This is a genomic window from Nocardia cyriacigeorgica, assembly GCF_010868145.1.
Classification (GTDB): domain Bacteria; phylum Actinomycetota; class Actinomycetes; order Mycobacteriales; family Mycobacteriaceae; genus Nocardia; species Nocardia cyriacigeorgica_D.
In genome coordinates, this window is sequence record NZ_JAAGUY010000024.1 from 52,423 (window position 1) to 73,370 (window position 20,948).

Sequence of the window (20,948 nt, forward strand, 5' to 3'; positions counted from 1 at the left end):
TGTGGTGCGTCAAGCTTGCCGTCCTCCTCATCACCTGGAACAACGGAGTCGTGACCGGGTTGTGACATCGACCGCATCGACGGTAACGAAACGATTGCAGGGTTCGCAAGCGATGTGCACCTTCCGATGGGACATGTGAGATGGATCACGATAACAGCTCGATTCAACTCACGCGTTTCTGGGCACCGGAGTGAGGTTGCCTGGTCGTGACGGGTCCGTGATCGGTCGTGATCGTACTTCGGTGCCGCTCTCCGGTGACCCGTCAACAAGCTACTCGCCAGTAGCCTTGGCCAGCGGTTTTACCTGTCCCGGGCGTGGATCCGTGACCTGCGCCACTTAGGATGTACGTGGCCGATTGGCCCTCCATGTGACTGATTAGAGTCCGACCCGACCCGCTTCCGACGTCGGGCCGCCAACTAAAGACGTTGTCATCACAACGCAGACGAGACGGTGAATACATGGATCTCTTCGAATATCAGGCGAAGGAGCTCTTCGTTAAGCACGGAGTGCCTTCGTCCGAGGGCCGCGTCACGGACACGGCCGAGGACGCCCGCGCCATCGCGGCGGAAATCGGCAAGCCGGTGATGATCAAGGCCCAGGTCAAGGCCGGTGGCCGCGGTAAGGCCGGTGGCGTCAAGTACGCCGCCACCCCGGAGGACGCGCTCACCCACGCGCAGAACATCATCGGCCTGGACATCAAGGGCCACATCACCAAGAAGATCCTGGTTGCCGAGGCCAAGGACATCGCGGAGGAGTACTACATCTCCTTCCTTCTCGACCGCTCCAACCGCACCTACCTGGCCATGTGTTCGGTCGAGGGCGGCATGGAGATCGAAGAGGTCGCCGCGACCAAGCCGGAGCGCCTCGCCAAGGTTCCCGTCGACGCCGTCAAGGGTGTCGACCTCGCGTTCGCGCGTTCCATCGCCGAGCAGGGCCACCTGCCCGCCGACGTGCTCGACGCCGCCGCGGTCACCATTCAGAAGCTGTGGGAGGTGTTCGTCAAGGAGGACGCCACCCTGGTCGAGGTCAACCCGCTGGTGCGCACCCCGCAGGACGAGATCCTCGCTCTGGACGGCAAGGTCACCCTGGACGAGAACGCCGAGTTCCGTCAGCCCGGCCACGAGGAGTTCGCGGACAAGGACGCGACCGACCCGCTGGAGCTGAAGGCCAAGGAGAACGACCTCAACTACGTCAAGCTCGACGGTGAGGTCGGCATCATCGGCAACGGCGCGGGTCTGGTCATGTCGACCCTCGACGTCGTCGCCTACGCGGGCGAGAACCACGGTGGGGTCAAGCCCGCCAACTTCCTCGACATCGGTGGCGGCGCCTCGGCCGAGGTGATGGCGGCCGGGCTCGACGTCATCCTGGGCGACGCGCAGGTCAAGAGCGTGTTCGTGAACGTCTTCGGTGGCATCACGGCCTGCGACGCTGTCGCCAACGGCATCGTGAAGGCGCTGGAGATCCTCGGCTCCGAGGCGAACAAGCCGCTGGTCGTCCGTCTCGACGGCAACAAGGTCGACGAGGGTCGCCAGATCCTGGTCGACGCCGCGCATCCGCTGATCACGCTTGCGCAGACAATGGACGAAGGCGCCGACAAGGCCGCCGAACTGGCAGCGGCCAAGTAAGGAAACCGGAAATGTCTATCTTCCTGAACAAGGACTCGAAGGTCATCGTCCAGGGCATCACCGGCGGCGAGGGCACCAAGCACACCGCCCTGATGCTCAAGGCCGGCACCCAGGTCGTCGGCGGTGTGAACGCGCGTAAGGCGGGCACCACCGTCTCGCACACCGACAAGGACGGCAACGCGGTCGAGCTGCCGGTGTTCGGCACCGTCGCGGAGGCCATGAAGGAGACCGGCGCGGACGTCTCCATCGCGTTCGTCCCGCCGAAGTTCTCCAAGGACGCCATCATCGAGGCCATCGACGCGGAGATCCCGCTGCTCGTGGTCATCACCGAGGGCATCCCGGTGCAGGACACCGCCTACGCCTGGGCCTACAACGTGGACAAGGGCAACAAGACCCGGATCATCGGCCCGAACTGCCCAGGCATCATCACCCCCGGTGAGTCGCTCGTCGGCATCACTCCGGCCAACATCACGGGTAAGGGCCCGGTCGGCCTGGTCTCCAAGTCCGGCACGCTGACCTACCAGATGATGTACGAGCTGCGCGATTTCGGCTTCTCCACCGCCATCGGCATCGGCGGAGACCCGGTCATCGGCACCACCCACATCGACGCCATCGAGGCGTTCGAGAAGGACCCGGAGACCAAGCTGATCGTCATGATCGGCGAGATCGGCGGCGACGCCGAGGAGCGGGCCGCGGCCTACATCAAGGAGAACGTCACCAAGCCGGTGGTCGGCTACGTCGCGGGCTTCACCGCCCCGGAGGGCAAGACCATGGGCCACGCCGGTGCGATCGTCTCCGGCTCGGCGGGCACCGCCCAGGCGAAGAAGGACGCGCTGGAGGCCGCGGGTGTGAAGGTCGGCAAGACGCCGTCCGAGACCGCCGCGCTGGCGCGTGAGATCCTGGAGAAGGCAAGCGTCACTGCCTGATTCGGTCAGGGCCCACCGGCGGTAACGAAGCGCCCCCTGTGCAGGCCCTCGAATCGAGCGAATGCATTTCGGATCGATTCGGAAATATCGTGAAGGCCGCTCCCGGTGAATTCACCGGGAGCGGCCTTCGTCGTTATCCACAGGCGCCGATTCTCTCCACAGGTGAATCGCTCGGTGATGACCTGCGCGCCCGAGTGCAGTAGCGTCAGGAGGGAATCAGTCGTGAACACACATGTATGACTCGACCTAGGAGACGACGACATGTCATACCCGACCGGGGGCTCCGGGTACAACGCACCCGCGCCGACGCCCTCCGCATCCGCCAACCCCGGCCAGTCGCCGGCAGGTGGAGGTACCGAATCAGGTGCCGACGCCAAGGGGCTGCCGTTCTTTCTGACGATCGGCGTGGCTGCGCTGGGTGTGATCAGCTTCCTGCTCGGCTTCCTGCCCTTCATGGGCCCGGACATCGAAGGTCTCGGCAGTGATGCCGAGTCGCAGAACGCCTTCGTCTCCGGTGTGACCGGTCTGCTCGCGCTGGCGCTGCTCGGTGGTGTGTTCGCCGGTCTGTCGCTGCTGCCGAAGCAGAACTGGACCGGAGCGGCGGCCGCGGTGTCGGTCACCGCGTTCATCGGTGTGCTGTTCCAGTCGTTCAGCTTCCCCGAGATGACCAAGGCCGAATTCGGTGTCTGGGTCCTGCTGTTCTTCGTGTTCGTCCAGGCGGCCATCGCGGTTGCGGTCGTGCTGTTCGAGGCGGGCATCATCAAGCTTCCCGAGCCGCGTCCGGCGGCCCCGCAGGCCGGCTACGGCCAGCAGCAGGCGGGATACGGCCAGCAGCAGGCCGGTTTCGGTCAGCAGCAGGCGGGTTACGGCCAGCAGCAGTTCGGCCAGAGCCAGCCGGGCCAGGGCGGTTTCGGTGGCGGTCAGTACCCGTCGCAGCCGTCCTACAGCCAGCCGGGCCAGCAGCCGTCCTACGGCCAGGGCCAGGCGGGCCAACAGTACGGCCAGCAGCAGCCGTCCTACGGCCAGCAGCCGGGTTACGGTGCGGGCCAGCAGCAGTCGCCGTACGCCGGTGGCCAGCAGCAGTCGCCTGCCGAGGGTGCCACCCAGCAGTTCGGTGGCCAGCAGTACGGCCAGCAGCCCTACGGCCAGCAGGCGCAGCCGGGTCAGCAGAACCAGCCGTTCGGTGGTGAGCAGAACGCCGATCCGGCCGCCGACCCCACCAGGGCGTTCCGTCCTTCGGACGACAACAAGTAATCCGGCGACTACACGGTTGTCATCGGTGCTCTCCCGGCGCCCGGCGCGCCTGACCCGCTCGCGCCGGGAGAGCTGCCAACCTGAATCTTCATGAGCTCCCCGCGGAATTCGCTTGTCCGACGGACCGCCCCGGTCCGTTCCGAGCCGGAATCACCGGCAGACGAGCCGGGGTTTTTGTCGCTCACTCCCGAACGCGCCCGGGTGCTGCTGCTCGTCGCCGCCCGTCCTGCCGCCTTCGGCCTTGCGGCCATCGTCATCGCCATGCTCGCCACGCTGCTGGCCTCCGGCAGCGGTCTGTCCGGTATCTCCGGCGCTATCGCGGGCAGCTGGCTCGCCGTACATCAGATCCCGCTCGTCATCGGCACCACCACAATCGGTGTGCTGCCGCTGCTGCCCACTCTGTTGATGATGTGGGCTTCCGGGCGCGAATGTGCCCGCGCGGTCGAACCCGAGCCGTCCCGAGCCGATCTGGCCTGGATCGTTGCCGCAGCGGCAGGCGGACCGCTACTGGTCACCGCCGTGTGCTCGGCCGTCGCCGAGGACGCATCCGGTGTGCTGGCCCTGCAGCCGCCGAATCCGCTGGCGGCCTTCGCCTGGGTGGGGGGACTCCACCTCGTGGCAGCCGGCAGCGGTATCGCCGCCGGGCTCTGGCCCGCCTCGGCCGACCGGCTGCCGTACTGGTTGATCGCCGCAGGCTACGTCGCCGCGCACACCGTGCTGCGGCTGCTCGGGTGCGCGGCCGCGGTCACGGTCATCTCCTTCCTCGCGCACTGGTCCCGGATCGGTGACACCTACTCCGGAGCGGGCAATGCCGGCGGGGTCATCGGGCTGACGGTTTTGTCGCTGCTGTACCTGCCGAACGTGGTGATCGGCGCGGTTGCCGTGCTAGTCGGCGCTGGCGTCGAATTCGGTGACGCCTCGGTTGGCGTGTTCTCGGTGGTCGGCGGCCCGGTGCCGGCGGTGCCCGTGCTGGCGGCGCTGCCCACCGGCCCCGCCGCGGTCTGGTGGCCGGTGCTACTGCTGATCCCCGCGGTTGTCGGCGTGATCGGCGGTCTCGATACCGCACGTGTCTCCTACGACCGCATCCTGGCCCCGTGGTCGACACTCGCAGGTGCGGCGCTGGCGACGGTGGTGCTGGTGCTGCTCGGTGCCGTTTCCGGCGGCGCACTCGGCACCTTCGGACGAATCGGCCCGGACCTGCCGATCTTCGCCGCCGTCACGGTCGCATGGTTGGCGATCGCGGGGTATGTCGGTCTGATGTTCGGCCGCCTGTTCATCACGCCGGTCGGAACCCCGATTCCGGCCTTCGGCTACGACGATCATGACGACTACGACGATCATGACGACTACGACGATCATGACGACTACGACTACGACGAATATGGCGACTACGAATACGACAACGAATATGACGACTACGACGATGACGAATTCGGCGACTACGACGACGGCCCGGAACTGATGGTCGAACTCGACGCCGAAGTCATCGACGAGCAGCCCGCCCTCGATCGCCGCAGCGAGCGGCCTGCCGATCCGCCCGAGGAGATCGTCGACGCCGAGGTGGTCGAGGCGGACCTGCCGGAAAGTAGCCGAACCGACGATCGTTAGGCTCTACGGCGGGTGGCAACGATCCGGCCACCGTCCGACCCGACTTCCAGGAGTAGAGCGCTGACCTCCCCGGCCCCATCCGAAACGGCCCCGGCCACCGTCGTCGTGCTCGCCTCGGGCACCGGATCGCTGCTGCGCGCACTCGTCGAGGCCACCCAGGCCGCCGGCTATCCGGCGCGGATTCGAGCCGTCGGTGTGGACCGGACCTGCGCGGCCACCGACCACGCCGATGCCGCGGGTATTCCGCATTTCCGAATCGCGCTCAACGACTTCCCGGATCGCGCCGCCTGGGACGTCGCCCTCACCGACGCGGTGGCGGCCTACGAACCCGATCTGGTGGTCTCCGCCGGTTTCATGAAGCTGCTCGGTCCGGAGTTCCTGAAAAGGTTCGGCGGCCGCATCATCAACACCCATCCCGCCCTGCTGCCCGCCTTCCCCGGCGCGCACGGGGTCCGTGACGCGCTCGCCTACGGCGTCCGGGTCACCGGATCGACGGTGCACCTGGTGGACGAGGGCATCGATACCGGCCCGATCCTCGCGCAGGCGGCGGTGGAGGTGCTGCCAGGTGACGACGAGGCCACCCTGCACGAGCGCATCAAGGTTGTCGAGCGACGGTTGCTGGCGGAGGTTGTCGCCGCCGTCGCCACCCGAGGCATTGTCTCCGACGGACGAAAGGCAGTAATTCCAGATGAGCGAGTTTCCCGGTGAGTGAATCCAGCGACCGTAAGCCGATCAGCCGGGCGCTGGTGAGCGTCTACGACAAGACCGGGCTCATCGAGCTTGCCACCGGTCTGCACGAGGCCGGGATCGAGCTGGTCTCGACCGGGTCGACCGCGGCCCGCATCGCCGACGCGGGAGTTCCGGTCACCAAGGTCGAAGATCTCACCGGCTTCCCGGAGACGTTGGACGGCCGGGTCAAGACCCTGCATCCGCGGGTGCACGCGGGCATCCTTGCCGACACCCGCAAGAGCGAGCATGTCGATCAGCTGGTCGAACTCGGCGTCGAGGCCTTCCAGTTGGTAGTGGTGAACCTCTACCCGTTCACCGAAACCGTGGCGAGTGGTGCGGCTCCCGACGAATGTGTCGAGCAGATCGACATCGGCGGACCGTCCATGGTGCGGGCCGCGGCCAAGAACCATCCTTCGGTTGGCGTGGTTGTCGACAGCGGTGACTACGAGCAGGTCCTGTCCGCGGTACGCGCCGGTGGTTTCACCCTCGCCGAGCGGACCGCGCTGGCGGCGAAGGCTTTCCAGCACACCGCGAACTACGACGTCGCGGTGGCGAGCTGGATGACCAGCGTGCTCGCCCCTGGCGCCGAGCGTTTCCCGTCCTGGGTCGGTGGCAGCTGGGAGCGCGCGGCGGTGCTGCGCTACGGCGAGAACCCGCATCAGGAGGCCGCGCTCTACACCGCCAACGACGGCGCTGCCGGCCTGGCGCAGGCGCGGCAGTTGCACGGCAAGGATATGTCGTACAACAACTACGTCGACGCCGATGCCGCATGGCGGGCGGCCTACGACCACACCGAACCCGCGGTGGCGATCATCAAGCACGCCAACCCCTGCGGCATCGCGCTGGGCGCGGACATCGCCGAGGCGCACCGCAAGGCGCATGCCTGCGATCCGGTCAGCGCCTACGGTGGCGTGATCGCGGCCAACCGTGAGGTCACCGTGGAGATGGCCCAGCAGGTCGCGGAGATCTTCACCGAGGTGATCGTCGCGCCGTCCTATGCCGACGGTGCGGTAGAGGTGTTGCAGCGCAAGAAGAACGTGCGCATCCTTGTTGCCGAGCCGCCGCGTCGTGCCGGTGTCGAGCTGCGCCCGATCAGTGGCGGGGCGCTGCTGCAGCAGCGCGACATCCTCGACGCGGCCGGTGACGATCCGGCGAATTGGACCCTTGCGGCCGGTGATCCGGCGGATGCGCAGACCCTCGCCGATCTCGCGTTCGCCTGGCGGGCCTGCCGCGCGGTGAAGTCGAACGCCATCCTGCTCGCCCATGACGGTGCCTCGGTCGGCGTCGGTATGGGTCAGGTCAACCGGGTCGATGCGGTCGCGCTCGCGGTGCAGCGGGCCGGAGATCGGGCCAAGGGCTCGGTCGCTGCCTCGGACGCCTTCTTCCCGTTCCCGGACGGACCGGAAACGCTCATCCAGGCCGGTATCCGGGCGATCGTGCATCCGGGTGGCTCGGTCCGTGACCAGGAGACCATCGACGTCGCGCGCGCGGCGGGTGTCACCGTCTACCTGACGGGTTCGCGGCACTTCGCGCACTGAGCGTCAACGATCGGCTCACGACGCCGCGTCGGGCTTCTGCTCGGCGCGGCGTCGGCCGTTCGGAGGGCATCGTGGCGTCGGTCCCTACACCGCGCTGCGCACTTCCCGATCGCCGACCGGTGCGTTCAGCGGCAACTCCAGCGTCCCGAAGACGGCGATCATGATGCACATCTTGCCGACGGAGTCTGCCCTTGTGCCCGAGCGCAATTCGATGGTGACGGCCGAATCCGTTTCGGTGACTGTGGCATCCACGCCGTAACACTCCGGCGAACCGGTTTCGAAGCTGATCGCGATCCGGTTGCCGGGCAGGGTGGTCCAGGAGCTGAACGGTATCGGGTGGGCGCCGACGATGGTGGGGTCGGCGGTGAACGGCTCGCCGGTCGCCGCCATCGGATCCTCGGTCGGCGCGCTCGGCGCGGATGTGCTCACCGTGCTCGTAACGTCTTGCGCGGCACCGTCATCGGAGTCGCCGCAGCCTACGAGCGAGAGTCCGGTGACGATGAGGGCGAGCAGGGTGGCGCAGCCACGATGCAGGGACATGGGCACACCTTAACTCAGGTGTTCGCGCGGTCGGAACGATCCACGCGTGCGCGTGCGCGATAGTCGCGCAACCATGACACGCCAAGACGACGCGCCGGTCAGCGACCGATTCGGTGCCGAGGGAAAGCCCACAGTGAACTTTCCGCGAACCACGCGCGTAAACGCCTTCGGGATCTGCCGGTCGGCTGTAGATTCTGCTGCGGTGCGCGCCATGGGCTTTCGGCCGCATCGTTTGTCGGATGCTCTGCACAGTTGATCTCGAAAGGAACATCGTGGGCGACACGTTGCGCGTTGGCGAACAACTCGGACTCGGCCAGGCGCTGGAGAACGGTGCGTACACCCTCACTCTCCAGGAGGATGGCAACCTCGTCCTGAGGGAGCCGGGAAATGAGTTGTGGGCCAGTGGCACTCACGGTCAGGGCGTCGACCGCGCCATCCTGCAGGAGGATGGCAACTTCGTGCTGTACAAGGGCGAGACCGGCGTGTGGTCGACCAAGACCCACGGCAATTCGGTCGATCGAGTGACGCTGCAGGCCGACCGTAACTTCGTGGTCTACGGCACAGACGGGGTCGGTCTGTGGTCGACCCGCACCCACACCGACACTCCGATCGTCGTCGACGAGGCGCCGGCTGCGCCTGCCGTCGACGAGGTGCCGCCCCCGCCGCCCGCGCCCCGCACCCACACCGTCGAGCCCGGTGACACCCTGTGGGCCGTGGCCGAGCGCTTCTACGGTGACGGCAACCGCTTCCACGAGATCGCCGCCGCCAGCGGTCTCGACAACCCCGACGCCATCAACGTCGGTCAGGTGCTCACCATCCCGTAGGTCGAGCACGGCGTAGCCGGAGATACGACAAGGCCCCCGAGAGATATCGGGGGCCTTGGTCGTTGCGGAGCGTCGGTGCCGTGAGGATCGCGGTGCCGCGAGCTGGTGGACGCGGCGGCGCGGGTCAGCGGCTGGTGAACGGGAGCAGCGCCATCTCCCGTGCGTTCTTGACTGCCACCGCCACCTGGCGCTGTTGCTGCGGGGTGAGGCCGGTGACGCGACGGCTGCGGATCTTGCCTCGATCGGAGATGAACGTCCGCAGCAGGTTGATGTCCTTGTAGTCGACGGTTTCGATACCGGCGGCGATCAGCGGATTCTTCTTGGGTTTGCGGGCCTGTTCGGCGCGGGCCTTCTTCGACGGTGCTCGCTTGACTGCCATATGTCGGGTTCCTTACTCACGCGATCGGTGGTTCTACCAGCTCGATTTGTGCACACCGGGCAACTCTCCCCGATGGGCCAGCTCGCGTACTCGTACCCGAGAGAGCCCGAACTTCCGGAGATGTCCGCGCGGTCGTCCGTCTGCGGCGTCCCGATTGCGCAATCGTACCGGACTGGCATCGCGGGGTAGGCGCTGTAGCGCTGAATGCGCGGCGGTCCGGTCGGTGTCCGCGGTGGCCGGATTGCGGATGAGTTCCTTCAGTTCGGCGCGGCGGGCGGCGTAGCGGGCGACGATCATCTTGCGTTGTTCGTTGCGCGCGATCTTGGACTTCTTTGCCATCAGCGTTCCTCTCGGAAGTCCACGTGCCTGCGCACGACGGGATCGTATTTGCGCAGCACCATCCGGTCGGGGTCGTTGCGCCGGTTCTTGCGGGTGACGTAGGTGTAGCCGGTTCCGGCGGTGGACTTCAGCTTGATCACCGGGCGGATGTCGGTCGATTTCGATGCCATCGTGGTACCTCGCTCAGATCTTGTCGCCGCGAGCGCGAATGCGAGCCACCACGGCTTCGATCCCGTCGCGGTCGATGGTCTTGATGCCCTTGGTCGAGACGGTCAGCGTGATGCGGCGGTCTTCGCTGGGCAGGTAGTAGGTCTTGCGCTGGATATTGGGGTTCCAGCGCCGGTTGGTCCGCTTATGTGAATGCGAGACGGACTTGCCGAAACCGGGCCGGCGACCGGTGACCTGGCAATGGGCCGACATGGCAGGCTCCCTTCTAATGGGTGATGACAATCATTTTCGACAACGACTGTTCGGCACTGTACCGTGTGGCGAGCTGTTAATGAAAACCGTTACCGAAAGGGGTTGCTGTGGCTTCCGATCGCAGAACACCGGTCGTGGTGGTGGCCGGGTCCTCGGGACGCGCCACCGAAGGGGTCGACCAGGTGGCGAGTGCGCTCGGCACGGCCACCGGCACCGTCGTGGTCCGGCACGATCTGGCCGAACTGCGCGAGGGCATCGTCCGCCGGACGGTGCGCGACGGTGTGCGGGAAACCAGCGAGGTGCTGGAGCTCGCGCACGGGTGTGTGTCCTGCACGCTGCGCGCGGACCTGCTTCCGCTGCTGTGCACCCTGGCCGCCCGTGATTCGGTGACACGCATCGTGCTCGCGCTCGATCCGGCGTTCGAAGCAGAAGCGGTATGCCAAGCCATCGACGATGTGGTCGTCGCCGGTGTGGTCGGGCGGGTGGACGGTCCTGCGAGTCGCGATGTGCAGATCGAGGCCGTGCTGACCTGCGTGGATGCCCGGACCTGGCTGTCGGAGGCCACCGGCGACGAGACACTGGCCGAATGCGGCATCGCCACAGCTGACGATGACCGCACTATCGCGCAGGTGGCGGTCGGCCAGGTGGATTTCGCCGATGCGCTGATCGTGACCGCCGCCGATGCGGTCGACGCGCTCGACCGGGAGCGGCTCACCGCGGTCCTCGGGCGGTTGGTGCCGCAGGCGCCGATGCAATGGTGCGGCGATACGGCGGCGATCGGCCGGGCCGAGGTGGATGCCCTGCTCGCGCGGATCCCGCAGCACTCGCGTCGCGGGCGGGTCTTCGACGCGCATGAGCCACTGCTGCGCGGGCAGCCGCCGCTGGGCACCGAGCAGGGCGTGACGCTGGTCGAGTTCGCCGCGGGCAGGCCGTTCCATCCCGGCCGGCTGCACGACGCGCTGGATGTGCTGTTCGACGGCGTGGTGACCGCACGCGGCCGACTATGGCTGGCCACCCAGCCCGACGACGTGGTGTGGCTGGAGTCGGCAGGCGGTGGGCTGCGGGTCGGCAGCGCGGGTCGCTGGCTGGCCGCGATGACACCCGAGGAACTCGACGAGGCCGACCCGACCCGCCGGGCGATGGCCGCGCTCCGCTGGGACGACCGCTTCGGCGACCGTGACATCTCGCTGGTGATCCTGGTGCACGACGCCGATCCCGCCGATATCCGTCACGCGCTGCACTGGGCGATGGTCGACGACGACGAACTGCGGTTGGTCGAACGAGCGCCGGAGCGCGTGGCGCAGTGGGACGACCCGTTCGGCGAATGGCATGCCGATCCGTGCGAATCCACCGAGCAGAGCGGCCTGCCGATCGCGGGCGAGCAGCGCACAGGCGAATGAACCGAGACAAGGAGAACCGATGAAAACAGGGATTCATCCGGACTACCACCCGGTGGTGGTCGAGGACTCGAGTACGGGCAAGCAGTTTCTGACCAGGTCCACCGCGACCAGCGCGCGGACCGTGACCTGGGCCGACGGCCAGACCTACCCATTACTGATGGTCGATGTCACCGCGGATTCACATCCGTTCTGGACCGGCGCCCATCGGGTGCTCGATACCCAGGGCCGGGTAGAAAAGTTCGAGCGCAAGTACGGAAGGCGGGCGCGCGGCGCGCAGTCCCAGCCCGGACGAGGGGAGGACTGACATGGCGGTGCCGAAGCGCAAGATGTCGCGGTCGAACACCCGCAGCCGTCGCGCGAATTGGAAAGCGACACCACCTGACCTTGTGCCGGTCAGCGTCGGTGGTGTCGTGCATCGGGTTCCGCGCCGGCTTGTCCAGGCAGTGCGGCGCGGGCTGATCGACCCGGAACGGATCCGCTGATTCGCACGCGCTGAGCCGGGCGGGGCAGCACTCGCGCAGCCCTGCCCGGCTCATGTCACCGCAGGGACTAGCCCGCCTTCTCCGACAGTTCGACGAGGGCGGCGGCGAGCTGGAAGTACTTGTTGTTGCCGAGATCGGCGATGGACTTGATCTTCAGAGCGTCCAGCAACTGCTTGTCGTGGGCATCGGTGAGGCCCGCGAGTGCCGACGGTGGGGCGGCGAGGATCTCCGCGAGGGACTTGTTCTCGTACTCCTTGTCGAGCACTTTGTCGAGCACAACGTTGACGGCCATACGAATCTCCTTCGGACGAACCTGCATGTGCAATGCGCACGATATCGCGGCAGGTAGCGTCTCGGGGGCTGAACATCGGAGGAAATCAGCGATCGGCGCGCTGCCTTCTCCCGGAGATTCACTCGGTGTGCACTCTCGGCCGTTCCGCCACGGTGGCAATCGGGTGGTTATCCTTGTCGCCGGGGCGACTTGGCGATACGCTTGACCGGCCGATTGCGAGCAGATTGCCAACTCTCGAAGTTCGTACTGAGAGTTGGTTTTTGGCCTGATTAAAAGTCCAGCCGCACTGATGATTTCGTGATTGCCCGTCGGTACCCTCGATCAGGAGGGCGGGTTCTCCCGATTCAGGGAGAACCCGCTCATCGCCAAGAATCCCGGCCTTCGCCGAAAGAAACTCACTCGCAGCGCATCTCACGCCTCGCCCCCATGCGTTCAGCCCGGTGGACAACGCTGCCCGGCGAACCATGGCATCCGGCAGAACGGGCCCGTCATGACGGCGGGCCGGCTCATCCGCCGCTCTTCGCCTCCATCCGGCTCCTGTCGACACTTTCCGCCGCACCCGAATCGGGCCCGGCGCAACCGGACACACCGGGCAGTGCCGAGATCGCTGCCCCGATCCGAGTGAGCACCTCACCGATCAACGTCACCGGCAGTGACAGCAGCCATGACAGCGACGGACCGGCCAGCTGTTCCACCCGCACGACCAGGTCGGCGACGGTGGCTTCCAAGTCGCTGACTTCCGTTCGCAATTCCCCTATCTGCGCCCGCAACTCACGCAACAACGCTTCCTGCTCGGCAGTCATCGAATCCCCCCGCCCTGATCAGCGCGCCGGCTCGAGCACCGGACGCGGAGCCGGATCGACCGCGGCCAGCTCACGCCGATCCGGTGCCACCAGCACGGCAGTGATCGGCAGCGCCAGCGCCAGCGAACCGAGCACGAACATCGGGAACACGAAGTCGAACAACTGCATCCCGGCGGGAGATTCGGCGGCGTCATCGACGGTGAAGCCGAGCGCCGCGACACCGGTGTAGTACACACCGGCAACTCCGACCGAGAACAGCACGATCGTGCCCACCCGCGCCGCGAGGAGCTGCATCGACTGGAACACCCACAGGCATGCGGTCGCGACGATCACCGCGATGACCGCGGCCACCACCACCAGCCACACCGACAGATCGACCGAGCCTTGCACATCCGCCGAGGCCAGCTCCAGGTACAGCATCAACCCGGCACCGAGACCCATCACGACACCGCCGGAGAGCAACCGCGGCAGACGCAGTTCGCGACCGGCGATCACCAGCCCGGCGAACACCGCGATGACGACCACGGCGACCGAAACACCCAGCGTGGCCGCGTCGTAGCGCAGCACCGTCCCCGGCATGGCCACCCCGAGCAGGAGCACCGCCGTCGCCAGCCAGATGCCGACCCCGCCGATCGAGATCGCGCCCGCGGCCAGCCACACCGGCCGGAACCGAGCCGAACGCCTGCCGTGCACCACACAGGCCAGGCCGACCAGCGCGCCGAGCGCCGACACCCCGAACGAGAGTCCGATGAGCCAGTAACCCATCGCGAACCACTCCATCTCGGCGGTCCCGTCGGCCGCGAGCAGCCCTGTTGCCGAAGCCAGTGTGTCAGCCATGCCGGGCGGCCCCTTCCAATTCCATGGCCTGCAGCTCGGAGATCGCGTACTCGGTCACCGCCGCCAGCGCCTGGCGCACCTCGACGGCATTGCGCGCGTCGATATCCACGATCGGCACACCGGGACGCACCGACAGTGCCTCACGCAGTTCCGCGATCGGGAAACGTGGCGCGTCGGGGAATCGGTTGACCGCGATGAGGAACGGCAGATTACGTGCCTCGAAGAAGTCGACCGCCGCGAAACTGTCCTCCAGCCTGCGGGTATCGATGAGCACCACCGCGCCGATGGCACCGCGGATCAGGTCGTCCCACATGAACCAGAAACGCCGCTGGCCTGGCGTGCCGAACAGATACAGCACCAGGTTGCCCGGCAGGATGATCCGGCCGAAATCCATGGCGACCGTGGTCGTCTCCTTCTCCGGGGTATCGGCGAGATCGTCGATACCGTCGGAGAAGCGGGTGACCATCGCCTCGGTGCGCAGCGGAACGATCTCCGATACCGCACCGACGAAAGTGGTCTTGCCCGCACCGAATCCACCAGCGACGACAATCTTGGTCGACGCTGTGCGGTTGTCGGTGTCCTCGGGCGCGGAGCCCCGATCCGGTCTCCTATAGGGCACGGAGTCCACGCAAAGTCCTCTCCATCAGGGAACGGCGTTCGTCATAGCTCGCCTGTTCGGTCAGAGTCGAATGCACTCGCAGGTTCCCGTCCACGACGAGATCGCCGATAACGACCCGGACCATACCGAGCGGACGATCCAGGTGTGCGGCGATTTCGGCAACTGAGAGCAGGTGCGCACCGAGTCTCAGGATCTCGATGCGGATATCACCGGACGGCCAATCACCGCGCGGGGTATAGGAGATGGTCTCGATGACCGCTTCCAGCGGGAGGTCGACCGCGGGCTCGGTGCGCCCCGACGTCAGGGCATACGGTCTGACGCGAGTGGTTGGCCGGTTGTACGGCCCGGAGCCGAATGTGGACATCGAACACTCAGACTGCTGTGCGGGCGGTGGCCGAAACCACCGAGCCCACTCGATCGACCAGCAACGCCATTTCGTAGCCGATGCGGCCGATATCGTGCGACTTGTTCGCCAGCACCGCTAGGTGCGAGCCGTTGCCGACGCTCATCACCAGCAGGTAGCCGCGTTGCATCTCCACGATCGACTGCATCACTTTGCCGCCGTCGAAAAGCTGTGCGGCGCCCGCGGACAGACTCGCCAGGCCGGCCGTCACCGCGGCCAGCTGTTCGGCGCGGTCCGCCGGCAGGGCCGGGCTGGTGGCCTGCAAAAGGCCGTCCGCCGACACCAGGACCGCGTGCGAGACTCCGGGTACGTCCCGGGTGAACCGGGCTACCAGCCAATTCAGGTTCTCGTCTGTGGTGCTGTTCGGGTTCGGGTTGGTCATGCAAGCCCTCCGTCGTTGTGCTGCGCGTCGGCCCGCCCGCTGCGGACTCCACTGAGATGCCTGGTCAGGTTGTTCCGGATCTCCTCCGGGTCGCGAGCGCCCGCTTCTTCGGCCGGGGCCAGGCCACCCGGCACCAATTGTGCGCCCGGCCTGCGGATCGGCAGGCCGCCGACCGTTCGGGCGCTGGTGGTCGGCTTGCTGGCGTCCTCGGCCGCCATCCAGCCTGCATCCGCGGGGGAGGACCAGGTGCTGCTCGATGGCTGTGCCGTCGCGGGCTCGACCAGCCACTCCGACACCATGCGCTGATAGATCGGGGTCGGCGAATCACCGCCGACGGGTTGCAGCCGGGTCGATGTCGAGGTCGCCGCTGCGGATTCGGCGGTGACGGTGACGGTCTCGGGTGCCTGCGGCGCGGGGACCGGCTGCGGTGCCCGGTCCGGCTGCGGCGCCGGAGGAGCCTCGGGAACTTGTGGCTCGTCGCGGGCGGCGCCCGGGCGCCGGATCGGCAGACCGGAACCGGCGGTCGTGGTCCGCGGTTCCGGCTCGGCCTGCGGAGTCACGATCGGGTGTTCGGCGGTCTCCGCCCACAATCCGGTCGGTTCTTCGTCGGGTTCGGCGGTGACGATCCGATTCGGGCCGGTGTCGGCGTCGCCCGGATGGGGTTCGGGGGTCGGCGGGCCGAACGGCGTGGCGTCGGAGCGCTCCTCGGCGTCTGTGCGGCCGTTGGTGGACTCCGAACCGGACTCCGGACGAGCGCTCGCGGGCACCGAGATCGAGGGCTGCTCCGGCGGCTCGGCGACCCGCATGGACGGGCGACGTTGCGGCAGCCCGGAACTGGTCGTACCCCAGGTCGACATCGGGGGCACGGGTACGGATTCGGCAGGCGCCTGCGGCGGCGCTTCCGGCAGATTCGGCACCGACACCAGGGCCCGCTGCGGTGGAGCGCCGGGCGGCAGCGCGGCGAACGGGTCGGTCGCGGGCTTGCCGCCGGGCACCCCGTCCTCGTCCATCGCCGGTGCGACGAGAGCGCCCGGCAGATGCACGCTCGCGGTGATGCCTGGCTGCTGCGCCATCGTGGAGGTCCGGCGCAGGCTGACGGTGATGGTGTGCCGTTTGGCGAGCCGGCCGACAACGAACAGACCCATTCGCCGGGCGGTTTCGATGGTGACCTCACCGCCGGAGGCGAGGCGTTCGTTGGTGGCCTGCAGGTCCTCGGCCGACATGCCGAGGCCGCGGTCGGTGATCTCGATCAAGTAGCCGCCGTCGACCGCACGCGAAACGGTGACCGCGACCGGCGTGGTCGGCGGGGAGTAACGCAGCGCATTGTCGATCAGCTCGGCGAGCAGGTGCTCGATATCGACCGCGGGCTCACCGGCGACGATGCCATCGGGCACCGTGCCGATCTCGACCCGCTGGTAGTCCTCGACCTGGGAGACCGCGCTCCACAGCATGTCCGACAGCGGCACCGGCTGCAGCTGGCCACGGCGCAGCGCGGTACCGGCGAGCACGAGCAGGTTGTCGCCGTTACGGCGCATGCGGGTGGCGAGGTGGTCGAGGCGGAACAGGCTCTGCAGGCGTTCGCTGTTCTCCTCGTCGTGTTCGAGGGTCTCGATCAGCGCAAGCTGCTGTTCCACGAGGGACTGGCTGCGCCGCGACAGCGTCTCGAACATGTTGCCGATCTGCACCCGCAGACGGGCCTGCTCGGCGGCGAGATTCAGCGCCTGTTCGTGCATTTCGTCGACGGCTCGGGCCAGCTGGCCGATCTCGTCGGTGGTGTGCACCGCGACCGGGGTGATCTTCGGGGTGGTACCACCGGCACGCACCACCGAAAGCTCGTCGGGCAGCTTGACGTGCGCGACCTCGAGTGCGTCACGACGCAGCCTGCGCACCGGGACGACCAGGGTGCGCGCGACCGCGAGGGCCAGCGCCAGGCCGGCGAGCAGGACCGCGATCACGATGGTGGTTTCCCGCAGCGCGCTGTTCTGCGCTTCGGTGGTGCGGTCGAGCAGGGCGGCGTCGATGACGTCGGTCAGCTGTGCGGTGGTCGCGTCGTAGGTGTCGGCACTGATCTGTAGCGAGTCCAGTACGGCCGGGTTGCTCGCCGGGTCGGCGGTGTTCTGGCTGAAGGTGGCCAGCCTGGTCTGCACCGCGTCAAGCAGCGGACGCATATTGCCTGCCAGCTCCGGCAGGATCTGACCGTACTGGTAGATCATGGTCAGCTCGGCGCCCGCGGAGGTGAGCACCCTGGCCCGCATGCTCGGGTTGCGCGCCGCGTCCGGCGAGCTGATCAGCATGCGCTGTTCGGTGAGCACGCGGCGGGCGGTCTGAATCGTGGTCAGCTGGAGAAAGTATCGCTGGATGACGAGGTCTTCCACCGAGGGCGACAGCGCCAGCGCGTTACTGATGCGCATGCCGATCTCGTCGGCCTGATCACCGACCATGGCGGGCGAGCCACTGCGCAGGCTGTTGCGCATGGTGGTGCCGATGGCCACGGCCGAGGACAGCTCGGCGGTCACCTTGCTGCTGACACCGGTGTCCTGCAGCGCGGTTTCCATATCAGCCAGCGCCTGATCGAAGCGGGTCAGCGCGGCATCGGTGCGCGGGTCGGCGGTGTTGCCCCAGCTCGAGGTCGCGGTCACAGCCAGATGTTCGGTGGCGGTACCGAACTTGACGATGGGCCGGATGATGATGGCCTGTTCAGTGGCCGCATCCAGTTGGTCCATGGTCTGGAGCTCGTTGTTGATCCGCAGCACCGCGAACACGGTGGCGAGTACCACCGGCAGCACGAGCACGATGCCGACCTTGCGGGTAACCGACCAGTTGGGCAGGCTGAATTGCCAGGGTCGCGGTGCAGCTTCCATCCGCTTGTGTCGCCTCCGCATCACGAGTGACCCCGGCCGCGCGTGGCTGTTCTGGATTCGATTCGACCCGCGCCAGAACCAACCTGAGGTCTTCTTTTTACCGCAGGAAACATACCCCGCAGCGACAGCATCGGCAATCTGACGTTCCCTGCGTTAAACCTCGAATATGGCTGTGGAGAACAAGTTTCGCGTATGAATCATTACGCACGGGCCCGTTCGGCCGGCAATCGGTTGAATCCCCAGGTCACGATCATTTATCGGGTCACGGGCAAACGTTTCGGCCGAGGATTTGGCCCGGTGCGGCGTGTCACGGGAGCCCTCTCAGTCGGCTCTCAGTCGATGCGGTCAAACTGGTGACATGCGCATTCTGGTAGTCGACGACGATCGCGCCGTCCGGGAATCGCTGCGGCGGTCGCTGACCTTCAACGGCTACACCGTCGACCTCGCGGTCGATGGTGTCGACGCACTGGACAAAGTGACCGCACAGCGACCGGACGCGCTCGTGCTCGATGTGATGATGCCGCGCCTGGACGGGCTGGAAGTGTGCCGCCGCTTGCGCAGCACCGGTGACGATCTGCCGATTCTGGTTTTGACCGCGCGGGATTCGGTTTCCGAACGAGTAGCGGGTCTCGACGCCGGCGCCGACGACTATTTGCCGAAACCATTCGCACTCGAGGAATTGCTCGCACGGCTGCGCGCACTGTTGCGCCGCCGGACCAGCGACGCGGGTGAGGCGTCGGAAACGATGCGCTTCGCTGATCTGTCGCTCGATCCCGTCACCCGCGAGGTGTTGCGCGGATCGCGGTCGATCAGCCTGACCCGCACCGAGTTCTCGCTGCTGGAAATGTTGATGGCCAATCCGCGCCGCGTGCTGACCCGCGGCCGGATTCTGGAGGAGGTGTGGGGCTACGACTTCCCCACCTCCGGCAACGCGCTCGAGGTGTATATCGGCTACCTGCGGCGTAAAACCGAGGCCGACGGCGAGCCACGCCTGATCCACACTGTCCGCGGTGTCGGCTACGTACTGCGGGAGACACCGCCGTAGGCGGGCGAGGACATGGCACGGACAACTTCCAAACGACAGGCGAAATCCGGCGCGAACGAGACCGTCGCCCCACTCGGCTCATCGCGTCGCGGTGCGGACGAGCCCGCGCCGATGCGCCCGCCCACCCCGCTGACCAGGACGGTGTCGCTGCGTTGGCGGGTGACGCTGCTCGCGGCCTCGGTGGTGGCGATCGCGGTTGCGGTCACCTCGATCGCGGCCTACGCGATGGTGGCGCGCGCCCTCTACGGTGACGTTGACGCACAGCTGCGCGCCAGGGCCGCGACCATGATCAACGGCGATATCGACAGCATGGCGTTCCAGTCGCTCGGTGTGGCGACGCTGTTCTCCAACAACATCGGCGTCGGTCTGATCTACCCCTTCTCGGTGTCCTCGCCCCCGAGCACGCCGGAAGGTGAGCGCACCCTCGACAGTCTCCCGGTCTACATACCGCCACAGCCGACCAAACCACCCATCGGCACCGAGGAGATCGCGGTCGCCAAGGGCGAACACACCTCGTCGCTGCGCACCTACAACAACCAGCGCGTGCTGGCTCGACGCATGGATTCGGGTGTGACGCTGGTGATCTCCCAACGGCTGGAACCGACCCGTGAGGTGCTCGACCGGCTGGCCTGGCTGCTGTTCGTTGTCGGTGGTTGCGGCGTGCTGCTGGCCGCGGCGGCAGGCACCGCGGTCGGCCGCACCGGGTTGCGGCCCATCGCCCGGCTCACCGCGGCTACCGAGCGGGTGGCCCGCACCGACGACCTGACCCCGATTCCGGTCACCGGTGACGACGAGCTGGCCCGGCTCACCGAGAGTTTCAACACGATGCTGCGCGCGCTCGCCGAATCGCGTGATCGGCAGCGGCGGCTGGTCGCCGACGCCGGCCACGAGCTGCGCACCCCGCTGACCTCGCTGCGCACCAATATGGAACTGCTGATCGCCGCGGGCAGGCCGGGCGCCCCGCGGATTCCGGACGAGGACATGGCCGAGCTGCGCATGGATGTGGTCGCCCAGATCGAGGAGCTGTCCACGCTGGTCGGCGACCTGGTCGACCTGGCACGGGAGGACGCGCCGGAAACCGTCTACGAACGGGTCGATCTCGGCGAGGTCGCCGAGCGGGCGCTCGAGCGCGCGCGCCGTCGCCGCGGCTCGATCGAGTTCGTCGCCGCACTGCGGCCGTGGTTCGTCTACGGGCACGAGGCCGGGTTGGAGCGGGCGATCCTCAACGTTCTCGATAATGCGGCGAAATGGAGCCCGGCAGGCGCGCAGGTGCGGGTCAGTATGGCCGAGGTGGGTCGTGGGCTGCTGGAACTGTCGGTCGACGATGCCGGCCCCGGCATTCCTCCGGCCGAACGTGAGCTGGTGTTCGAACGCTTCTACCGGACTACCGCCTCGCGTTCCATGCCGGGATCGGGGCTCGGACTGGCAATCGTGAAACAGGTCGTGACAAAACACGGCGGCACGATCACGATCGATACCTCCGAGCGTGGTGGCGCGCTGATCCGCATCGTGCTGCCCGGTGAGGCAGGTGCGCCCGTCGCCACCGCCGAGGACGAGCCGGATCCCTAGATCACAATCCGCAGAAAACTGAAAGCACGGTCTCAGTCCGCTCTCAGCAGTCGGCGCCACGCTGGACAGCACG

At 67.2% G+C, this 20,948-nt stretch carries 24 protein-coding genes; 12 read left to right on the forward strand and 12 right to left on the reverse strand.

All coding sequences use genetic code 11. The features are described from left to right. The first annotated feature begins 458 nt into the window (after nucleotides 1–458). The 6 genes from sucC to purH all read left to right on the forward strand — a co-directional run bounded on the left by sucC (nucleotide 459) and on the right by purH (nucleotide 7,680). Nucleotides 459–1,625, forward strand: a complete 1,167-nt coding sequence (gene sucC, locus GV792_RS22890) for an ADP-forming succinate--CoA ligase subunit beta (RefSeq protein ID WP_163826349.1) — start codon at nucleotides 459–461, stop codon at nucleotides 1,623–1,625. A gap of 11 nt (nucleotides 1,626–1,636) precedes the next feature. After that, entirely contained in the window at nucleotides 1,637–2,551 is a 915-nt protein-coding gene (sucD, locus tag GV792_RS22895; RefSeq protein ID WP_163826350.1) for a succinate--CoA ligase subunit alpha, read from the forward strand. A 261-nt stretch (nucleotides 2,552–2,812) separates the two neighbouring features. Then, nucleotides 2,813–3,805 carry a DUF5336 domain-containing protein gene (locus tag GV792_RS22900; RefSeq protein ID WP_163826351.1) on the forward strand — a complete coding sequence of 331 codons (993 nt, stop codon included), beginning with the start codon at nucleotides 2,813–2,815 and terminating at the stop codon, nucleotides 3,803–3,805. A gap of 90 nt (nucleotides 3,806–3,895) precedes the next feature. Beyond that, nucleotides 3,896–5,413 carry a cell division protein PerM gene (locus GV792_RS22905; protein WP_163826352.1) on the forward strand — a complete coding sequence of 506 codons (1,518 nt, stop codon included), beginning with the start codon at nucleotides 3,896–3,898 and terminating at the stop codon, nucleotides 5,411–5,413. A gap of 12 nt (nucleotides 5,414–5,425) precedes the next feature. After that, nucleotides 5,426–6,121 carry a phosphoribosylglycinamide formyltransferase gene (gene purN / locus GV792_RS22910; RefSeq protein WP_375154341.1) on the forward strand — a complete coding sequence of 232 codons (696 nt, stop codon included), beginning with the start codon at nucleotides 5,426–5,428 and terminating at the stop codon, nucleotides 6,119–6,121. Then, on the forward strand, nucleotides 6,118–7,680 hold the full coding sequence (gene purH, locus GV792_RS22915) for a bifunctional phosphoribosylaminoimidazolecarboxamide formyltransferase/IMP cyclohydrolase (protein ID WP_163826353.1): 1,563 nt from the start codon (nucleotides 6,118–6,120) through the stop codon (nucleotides 7,678–7,680). Before purN ends, purH begins: the two co-directional genes overlap by 4 nt. An 84-nt stretch (nucleotides 7,681–7,764) precedes the next feature. Here the strand turns inward: purH and GV792_RS22920 are convergent, their stop codons facing one another. Then, the gene (locus GV792_RS22920) at nucleotides 7,765–8,220 is read right to left on the reverse strand and encodes a hypothetical protein (RefSeq protein ID WP_163826354.1); all 456 of its coding nucleotides are present in this window, start codon (nucleotides 8,218–8,220) and stop codon (nucleotides 7,765–7,767) included. 272 nt (nucleotides 8,221–8,492) lie between these two features. On the opposite strand from GV792_RS22920, the gene GV792_RS22925 reads away from it, so the two are divergent. Next, a complete protein-coding gene (locus tag GV792_RS22925) occupies nucleotides 8,493–9,044 on the forward strand; it encodes a LysM peptidoglycan-binding domain-containing protein (protein ID WP_175583124.1) in 552 nt (183 codons plus the stop codon). A gap of 124 nt (nucleotides 9,045–9,168) precedes the next feature. Here GV792_RS22925 and rpsR read toward each other — a convergent pair whose 3' ends face one another. Genes rpsR through rpmB form a run of 4 tightly spaced genes read right to left on the reverse strand, consistent with a single transcriptional unit; the run spans nucleotide 9,169 to nucleotide 10,182 of the window. Next, a complete protein-coding gene (gene rpsR / locus GV792_RS22930; protein ID WP_163826356.1) occupies nucleotides 9,169–9,423 on the reverse strand; it encodes a 30S ribosomal protein S18 in 255 nt (84 codons plus the stop codon). A 33-nt stretch (nucleotides 9,424–9,456) separates the two neighbouring features. Next, nucleotides 9,457–9,762 carry a 30S ribosomal protein S14 gene (gene rpsN, locus GV792_RS22935; RefSeq protein ID WP_163826357.1) on the reverse strand — a complete coding sequence of 102 codons (306 nt, stop codon included), beginning with the start codon at nucleotides 9,760–9,762 and terminating at the stop codon, nucleotides 9,457–9,459. Then, nucleotides 9,762–9,932, reverse strand: a complete 171-nt coding sequence (gene rpmG, locus GV792_RS22940) for a 50S ribosomal protein L33 (RefSeq protein WP_048833653.1) — start codon at nucleotides 9,930–9,932, stop codon at nucleotides 9,762–9,764. The genes rpsN and rpmG overlap by 1 nt, the downstream gene beginning before the upstream one ends. 13 nt (nucleotides 9,933–9,945) lie before the next feature. Further along, complete coding sequence (gene rpmB / locus GV792_RS22945; protein WP_163826358.1) at nucleotides 9,946–10,182, reverse strand: 50S ribosomal protein L28; 237 nt, start codon at nucleotides 10,180–10,182, stop codon at nucleotides 9,946–9,948. Nucleotides 10,183–10,289: 107 nt separating this feature from the next. Between rpmB and mrf the strand changes: the two genes are divergently transcribed. Genes mrf through rpmF form a run of 3 tightly spaced genes read left to right on the forward strand, consistent with a single transcriptional unit; the run spans nucleotide 10,290 to nucleotide 12,064 of the window. Beyond that, nucleotides 10,290–11,582, forward strand: a complete 1,293-nt coding sequence (gene mrf / locus GV792_RS22950) for a ribosome hibernation factor-recruiting GTPase MRF (RefSeq protein WP_163826359.1) — start codon at nucleotides 10,290–10,292, stop codon at nucleotides 11,580–11,582. Between the two features lie 19 nt (nucleotides 11,583–11,601). Continuing rightward, complete coding sequence (locus GV792_RS22955) at nucleotides 11,602–11,886, forward strand: type B 50S ribosomal protein L31 (RefSeq protein ID WP_163826360.1); 285 nt, start codon at nucleotides 11,602–11,604, stop codon at nucleotides 11,884–11,886. Nucleotide 11,887: 1 nt separating this feature from the next. After that, entirely contained in the window at nucleotides 11,888–12,064 is a 177-nt protein-coding gene (gene rpmF / locus GV792_RS22960) for a 50S ribosomal protein L32 (protein ID WP_163826361.1), read from the forward strand. Between the two features lie 67 nt (nucleotides 12,065–12,131). Here rpmF and GV792_RS22965 read toward each other — a convergent pair whose 3' ends face one another. The 7 genes from GV792_RS22965 to GV792_RS22995 form a co-directional block, all read right to left on the reverse strand. After that, the gene (locus GV792_RS22965) at nucleotides 12,132–12,356 is read right to left on the reverse strand and encodes a hypothetical protein (RefSeq protein WP_163826362.1); all 225 of its coding nucleotides are present in this window, start codon (nucleotides 12,354–12,356) and stop codon (nucleotides 12,132–12,134) included. 506 nt (nucleotides 12,357–12,862) lie between these two features. Beyond that, nucleotides 12,863–13,159 (reverse strand): DUF4200 domain-containing protein, encoded by a 297-nt coding sequence (locus tag GV792_RS22970; RefSeq protein WP_163826363.1) that lies wholly within the window; start codon nucleotides 13,157–13,159, stop codon nucleotides 12,863–12,865. Between the two features lie 18 nt (nucleotides 13,160–13,177). Next, nucleotides 13,178–13,996: an MHYT domain-containing protein gene (locus GV792_RS22975; protein WP_163826364.1), complete on the reverse strand. Its 819-nt coding sequence runs from the start codon at nucleotides 13,994–13,996 to the stop codon at nucleotides 13,178–13,180. Continuing rightward, entirely contained in the window at nucleotides 13,989–14,615 is a 627-nt protein-coding gene (locus tag GV792_RS22980) for a GTP-binding protein (protein ID WP_163826386.1), read from the reverse strand. The genes GV792_RS22975 and GV792_RS22980 overlap by 8 nt, the downstream gene beginning before the upstream one ends. Continuing rightward, nucleotides 14,605–14,979, reverse strand: a complete 375-nt coding sequence (locus GV792_RS22985; RefSeq protein WP_163826365.1) for a DUF742 domain-containing protein — start codon at nucleotides 14,977–14,979, stop codon at nucleotides 14,605–14,607. The genes GV792_RS22980 and GV792_RS22985 overlap by 11 nt, the downstream gene beginning before the upstream one ends. A gap of 7 nt (nucleotides 14,980–14,986) precedes the next feature. Beyond that, nucleotides 14,987–15,400 carry a roadblock/LC7 domain-containing protein gene (locus GV792_RS22990; protein WP_163826366.1) on the reverse strand — a complete coding sequence of 138 codons (414 nt, stop codon included), beginning with the start codon at nucleotides 15,398–15,400 and terminating at the stop codon, nucleotides 14,987–14,989. Further along, on the reverse strand, nucleotides 15,397–18,261 hold the full coding sequence (locus GV792_RS22995) for a sensor histidine kinase (protein ID WP_163826367.1): 2,865 nt from the start codon (nucleotides 18,259–18,261) through the stop codon (nucleotides 15,397–15,399). Before GV792_RS22995 ends, GV792_RS22990 begins: the two co-directional genes overlap by 4 nt. A gap of 358 nt (nucleotides 18,262–18,619) precedes the next feature. Between GV792_RS22995 and GV792_RS23000 the strand changes: the two genes are divergently transcribed. Both GV792_RS23000 and GV792_RS23005 read left to right on the forward strand, forming a co-directional pair. Beyond that, nucleotides 18,620–19,306, forward strand: coding sequence for a response regulator transcription factor (locus GV792_RS23000; RefSeq protein ID WP_163826368.1), 687 nt, complete (start codon nucleotides 18,620–18,622; stop codon nucleotides 19,304–19,306). Between the two features lie 111 nt (nucleotides 19,307–19,417). Beyond that, nucleotides 19,418–20,875, forward strand: coding sequence for a HAMP domain-containing sensor histidine kinase (locus tag GV792_RS23005; RefSeq protein ID WP_175583126.1), 1,458 nt, complete (start codon nucleotides 19,418–19,420; stop codon nucleotides 20,873–20,875). Nucleotides 20,876–20,948 lie beyond the last annotated feature (73 nt).

What these genes read in the sequence shown, in the direction of transcription:
- GV792_RS22985 (WP_163826365.1), bottom strand. Translation starts at nt 14,979, where the DNA reads ATGTCCACATTCGGCTCCGGGCCGTACAACCGGCCAACCACTCGCGTC.
- GV792_RS22990 (WP_163826366.1), bottom strand. Translation starts at nt 15,400, where the DNA reads ATGACCAACCCGAACCCGAACAGCACCACAGACGAGAACCTGAATTGG.
- GV792_RS22965 (WP_163826362.1), bottom strand. Translation starts at nt 12,356, where the DNA reads ATGGCCGTCAACGTTGTGCTCGACAAAGTGCTCGACAAGGAGTACGAG.
- rpsR (WP_163826356.1), bottom strand. Translation starts at nt 9,423, where the DNA reads ATGGCAGTCAAGCGAGCACCGTCGAAGAAGGCCCGCGCCGAACAGGCC.
- GV792_RS22995 (WP_163826367.1), bottom strand. Translation starts at nt 18,261, where the DNA reads ATGGAAGCTGCACCGCGACCCTGGCAATTCAGCCTGCCCAACTGGTCG.
- GV792_RS23005 (WP_175583126.1), top strand. Translation starts at nt 19,418, where the DNA reads ATGCGCCCGCCCACCCCGCTGACCAGGACGGTGTCGCTGCGTTGGCGG.
- sucC (WP_163826349.1), top strand. Translation starts at nt 459, where the DNA reads ATGGATCTCTTCGAATATCAGGCGAAGGAGCTCTTCGTTAAGCACGGA.
- GV792_RS22970 (WP_163826363.1), bottom strand. Translation starts at nt 13,159, where the DNA reads ATGACTGCCGAGCAGGAAGCGTTGTTGCGTGAGTTGCGGGCGCAGATA.
- GV792_RS22955 (WP_163826360.1), top strand. Translation starts at nt 11,602, where the DNA reads ATGAAAACAGGGATTCATCCGGACTACCACCCGGTGGTGGTCGAGGAC.
- rpmG (WP_048833653.1), bottom strand. Translation starts at nt 9,932, where the DNA reads ATGGCATCGAAATCGACCGACATCCGCCCGGTGATCAAGCTGAAGTCC.
- sucD (WP_163826350.1), top strand. Translation starts at nt 1,637, where the DNA reads ATGTCTATCTTCCTGAACAAGGACTCGAAGGTCATCGTCCAGGGCATC.
- GV792_RS22900 (WP_163826351.1), top strand. Translation starts at nt 2,813, where the DNA reads ATGTCATACCCGACCGGGGGCTCCGGGTACAACGCACCCGCGCCGACG.
- GV792_RS22905 (WP_163826352.1), top strand. Translation starts at nt 3,896, where the DNA reads ATGAGCTCCCCGCGGAATTCGCTTGTCCGACGGACCGCCCCGGTCCGT.
- rpmB (WP_163826358.1), bottom strand. Translation starts at nt 10,182, where the DNA reads ATGTCGGCCCATTGCCAGGTCACCGGTCGCCGGCCCGGTTTCGGCAAG.
- rpmF (WP_163826361.1), top strand. Translation starts at nt 11,888, where the DNA reads ATGGCGGTGCCGAAGCGCAAGATGTCGCGGTCGAACACCCGCAGCCGT.
- rpsN (WP_163826357.1), bottom strand. Translation starts at nt 9,762, where the DNA reads ATGGCAAAGAAGTCCAAGATCGCGCGCAACGAACAACGCAAGATGATC.
- GV792_RS22975 (WP_163826364.1), bottom strand. Translation starts at nt 13,996, where the DNA reads ATGGCTGACACACTGGCTTCGGCAACAGGGCTGCTCGCGGCCGACGGG.
- GV792_RS22920 (WP_163826354.1), bottom strand. Translation starts at nt 8,220, where the DNA reads ATGTCCCTGCATCGTGGCTGCGCCACCCTGCTCGCCCTCATCGTCACC.
- GV792_RS23000 (WP_163826368.1), top strand. Translation starts at nt 18,620, where the DNA reads ATGCGCATTCTGGTAGTCGACGACGATCGCGCCGTCCGGGAATCGCTG.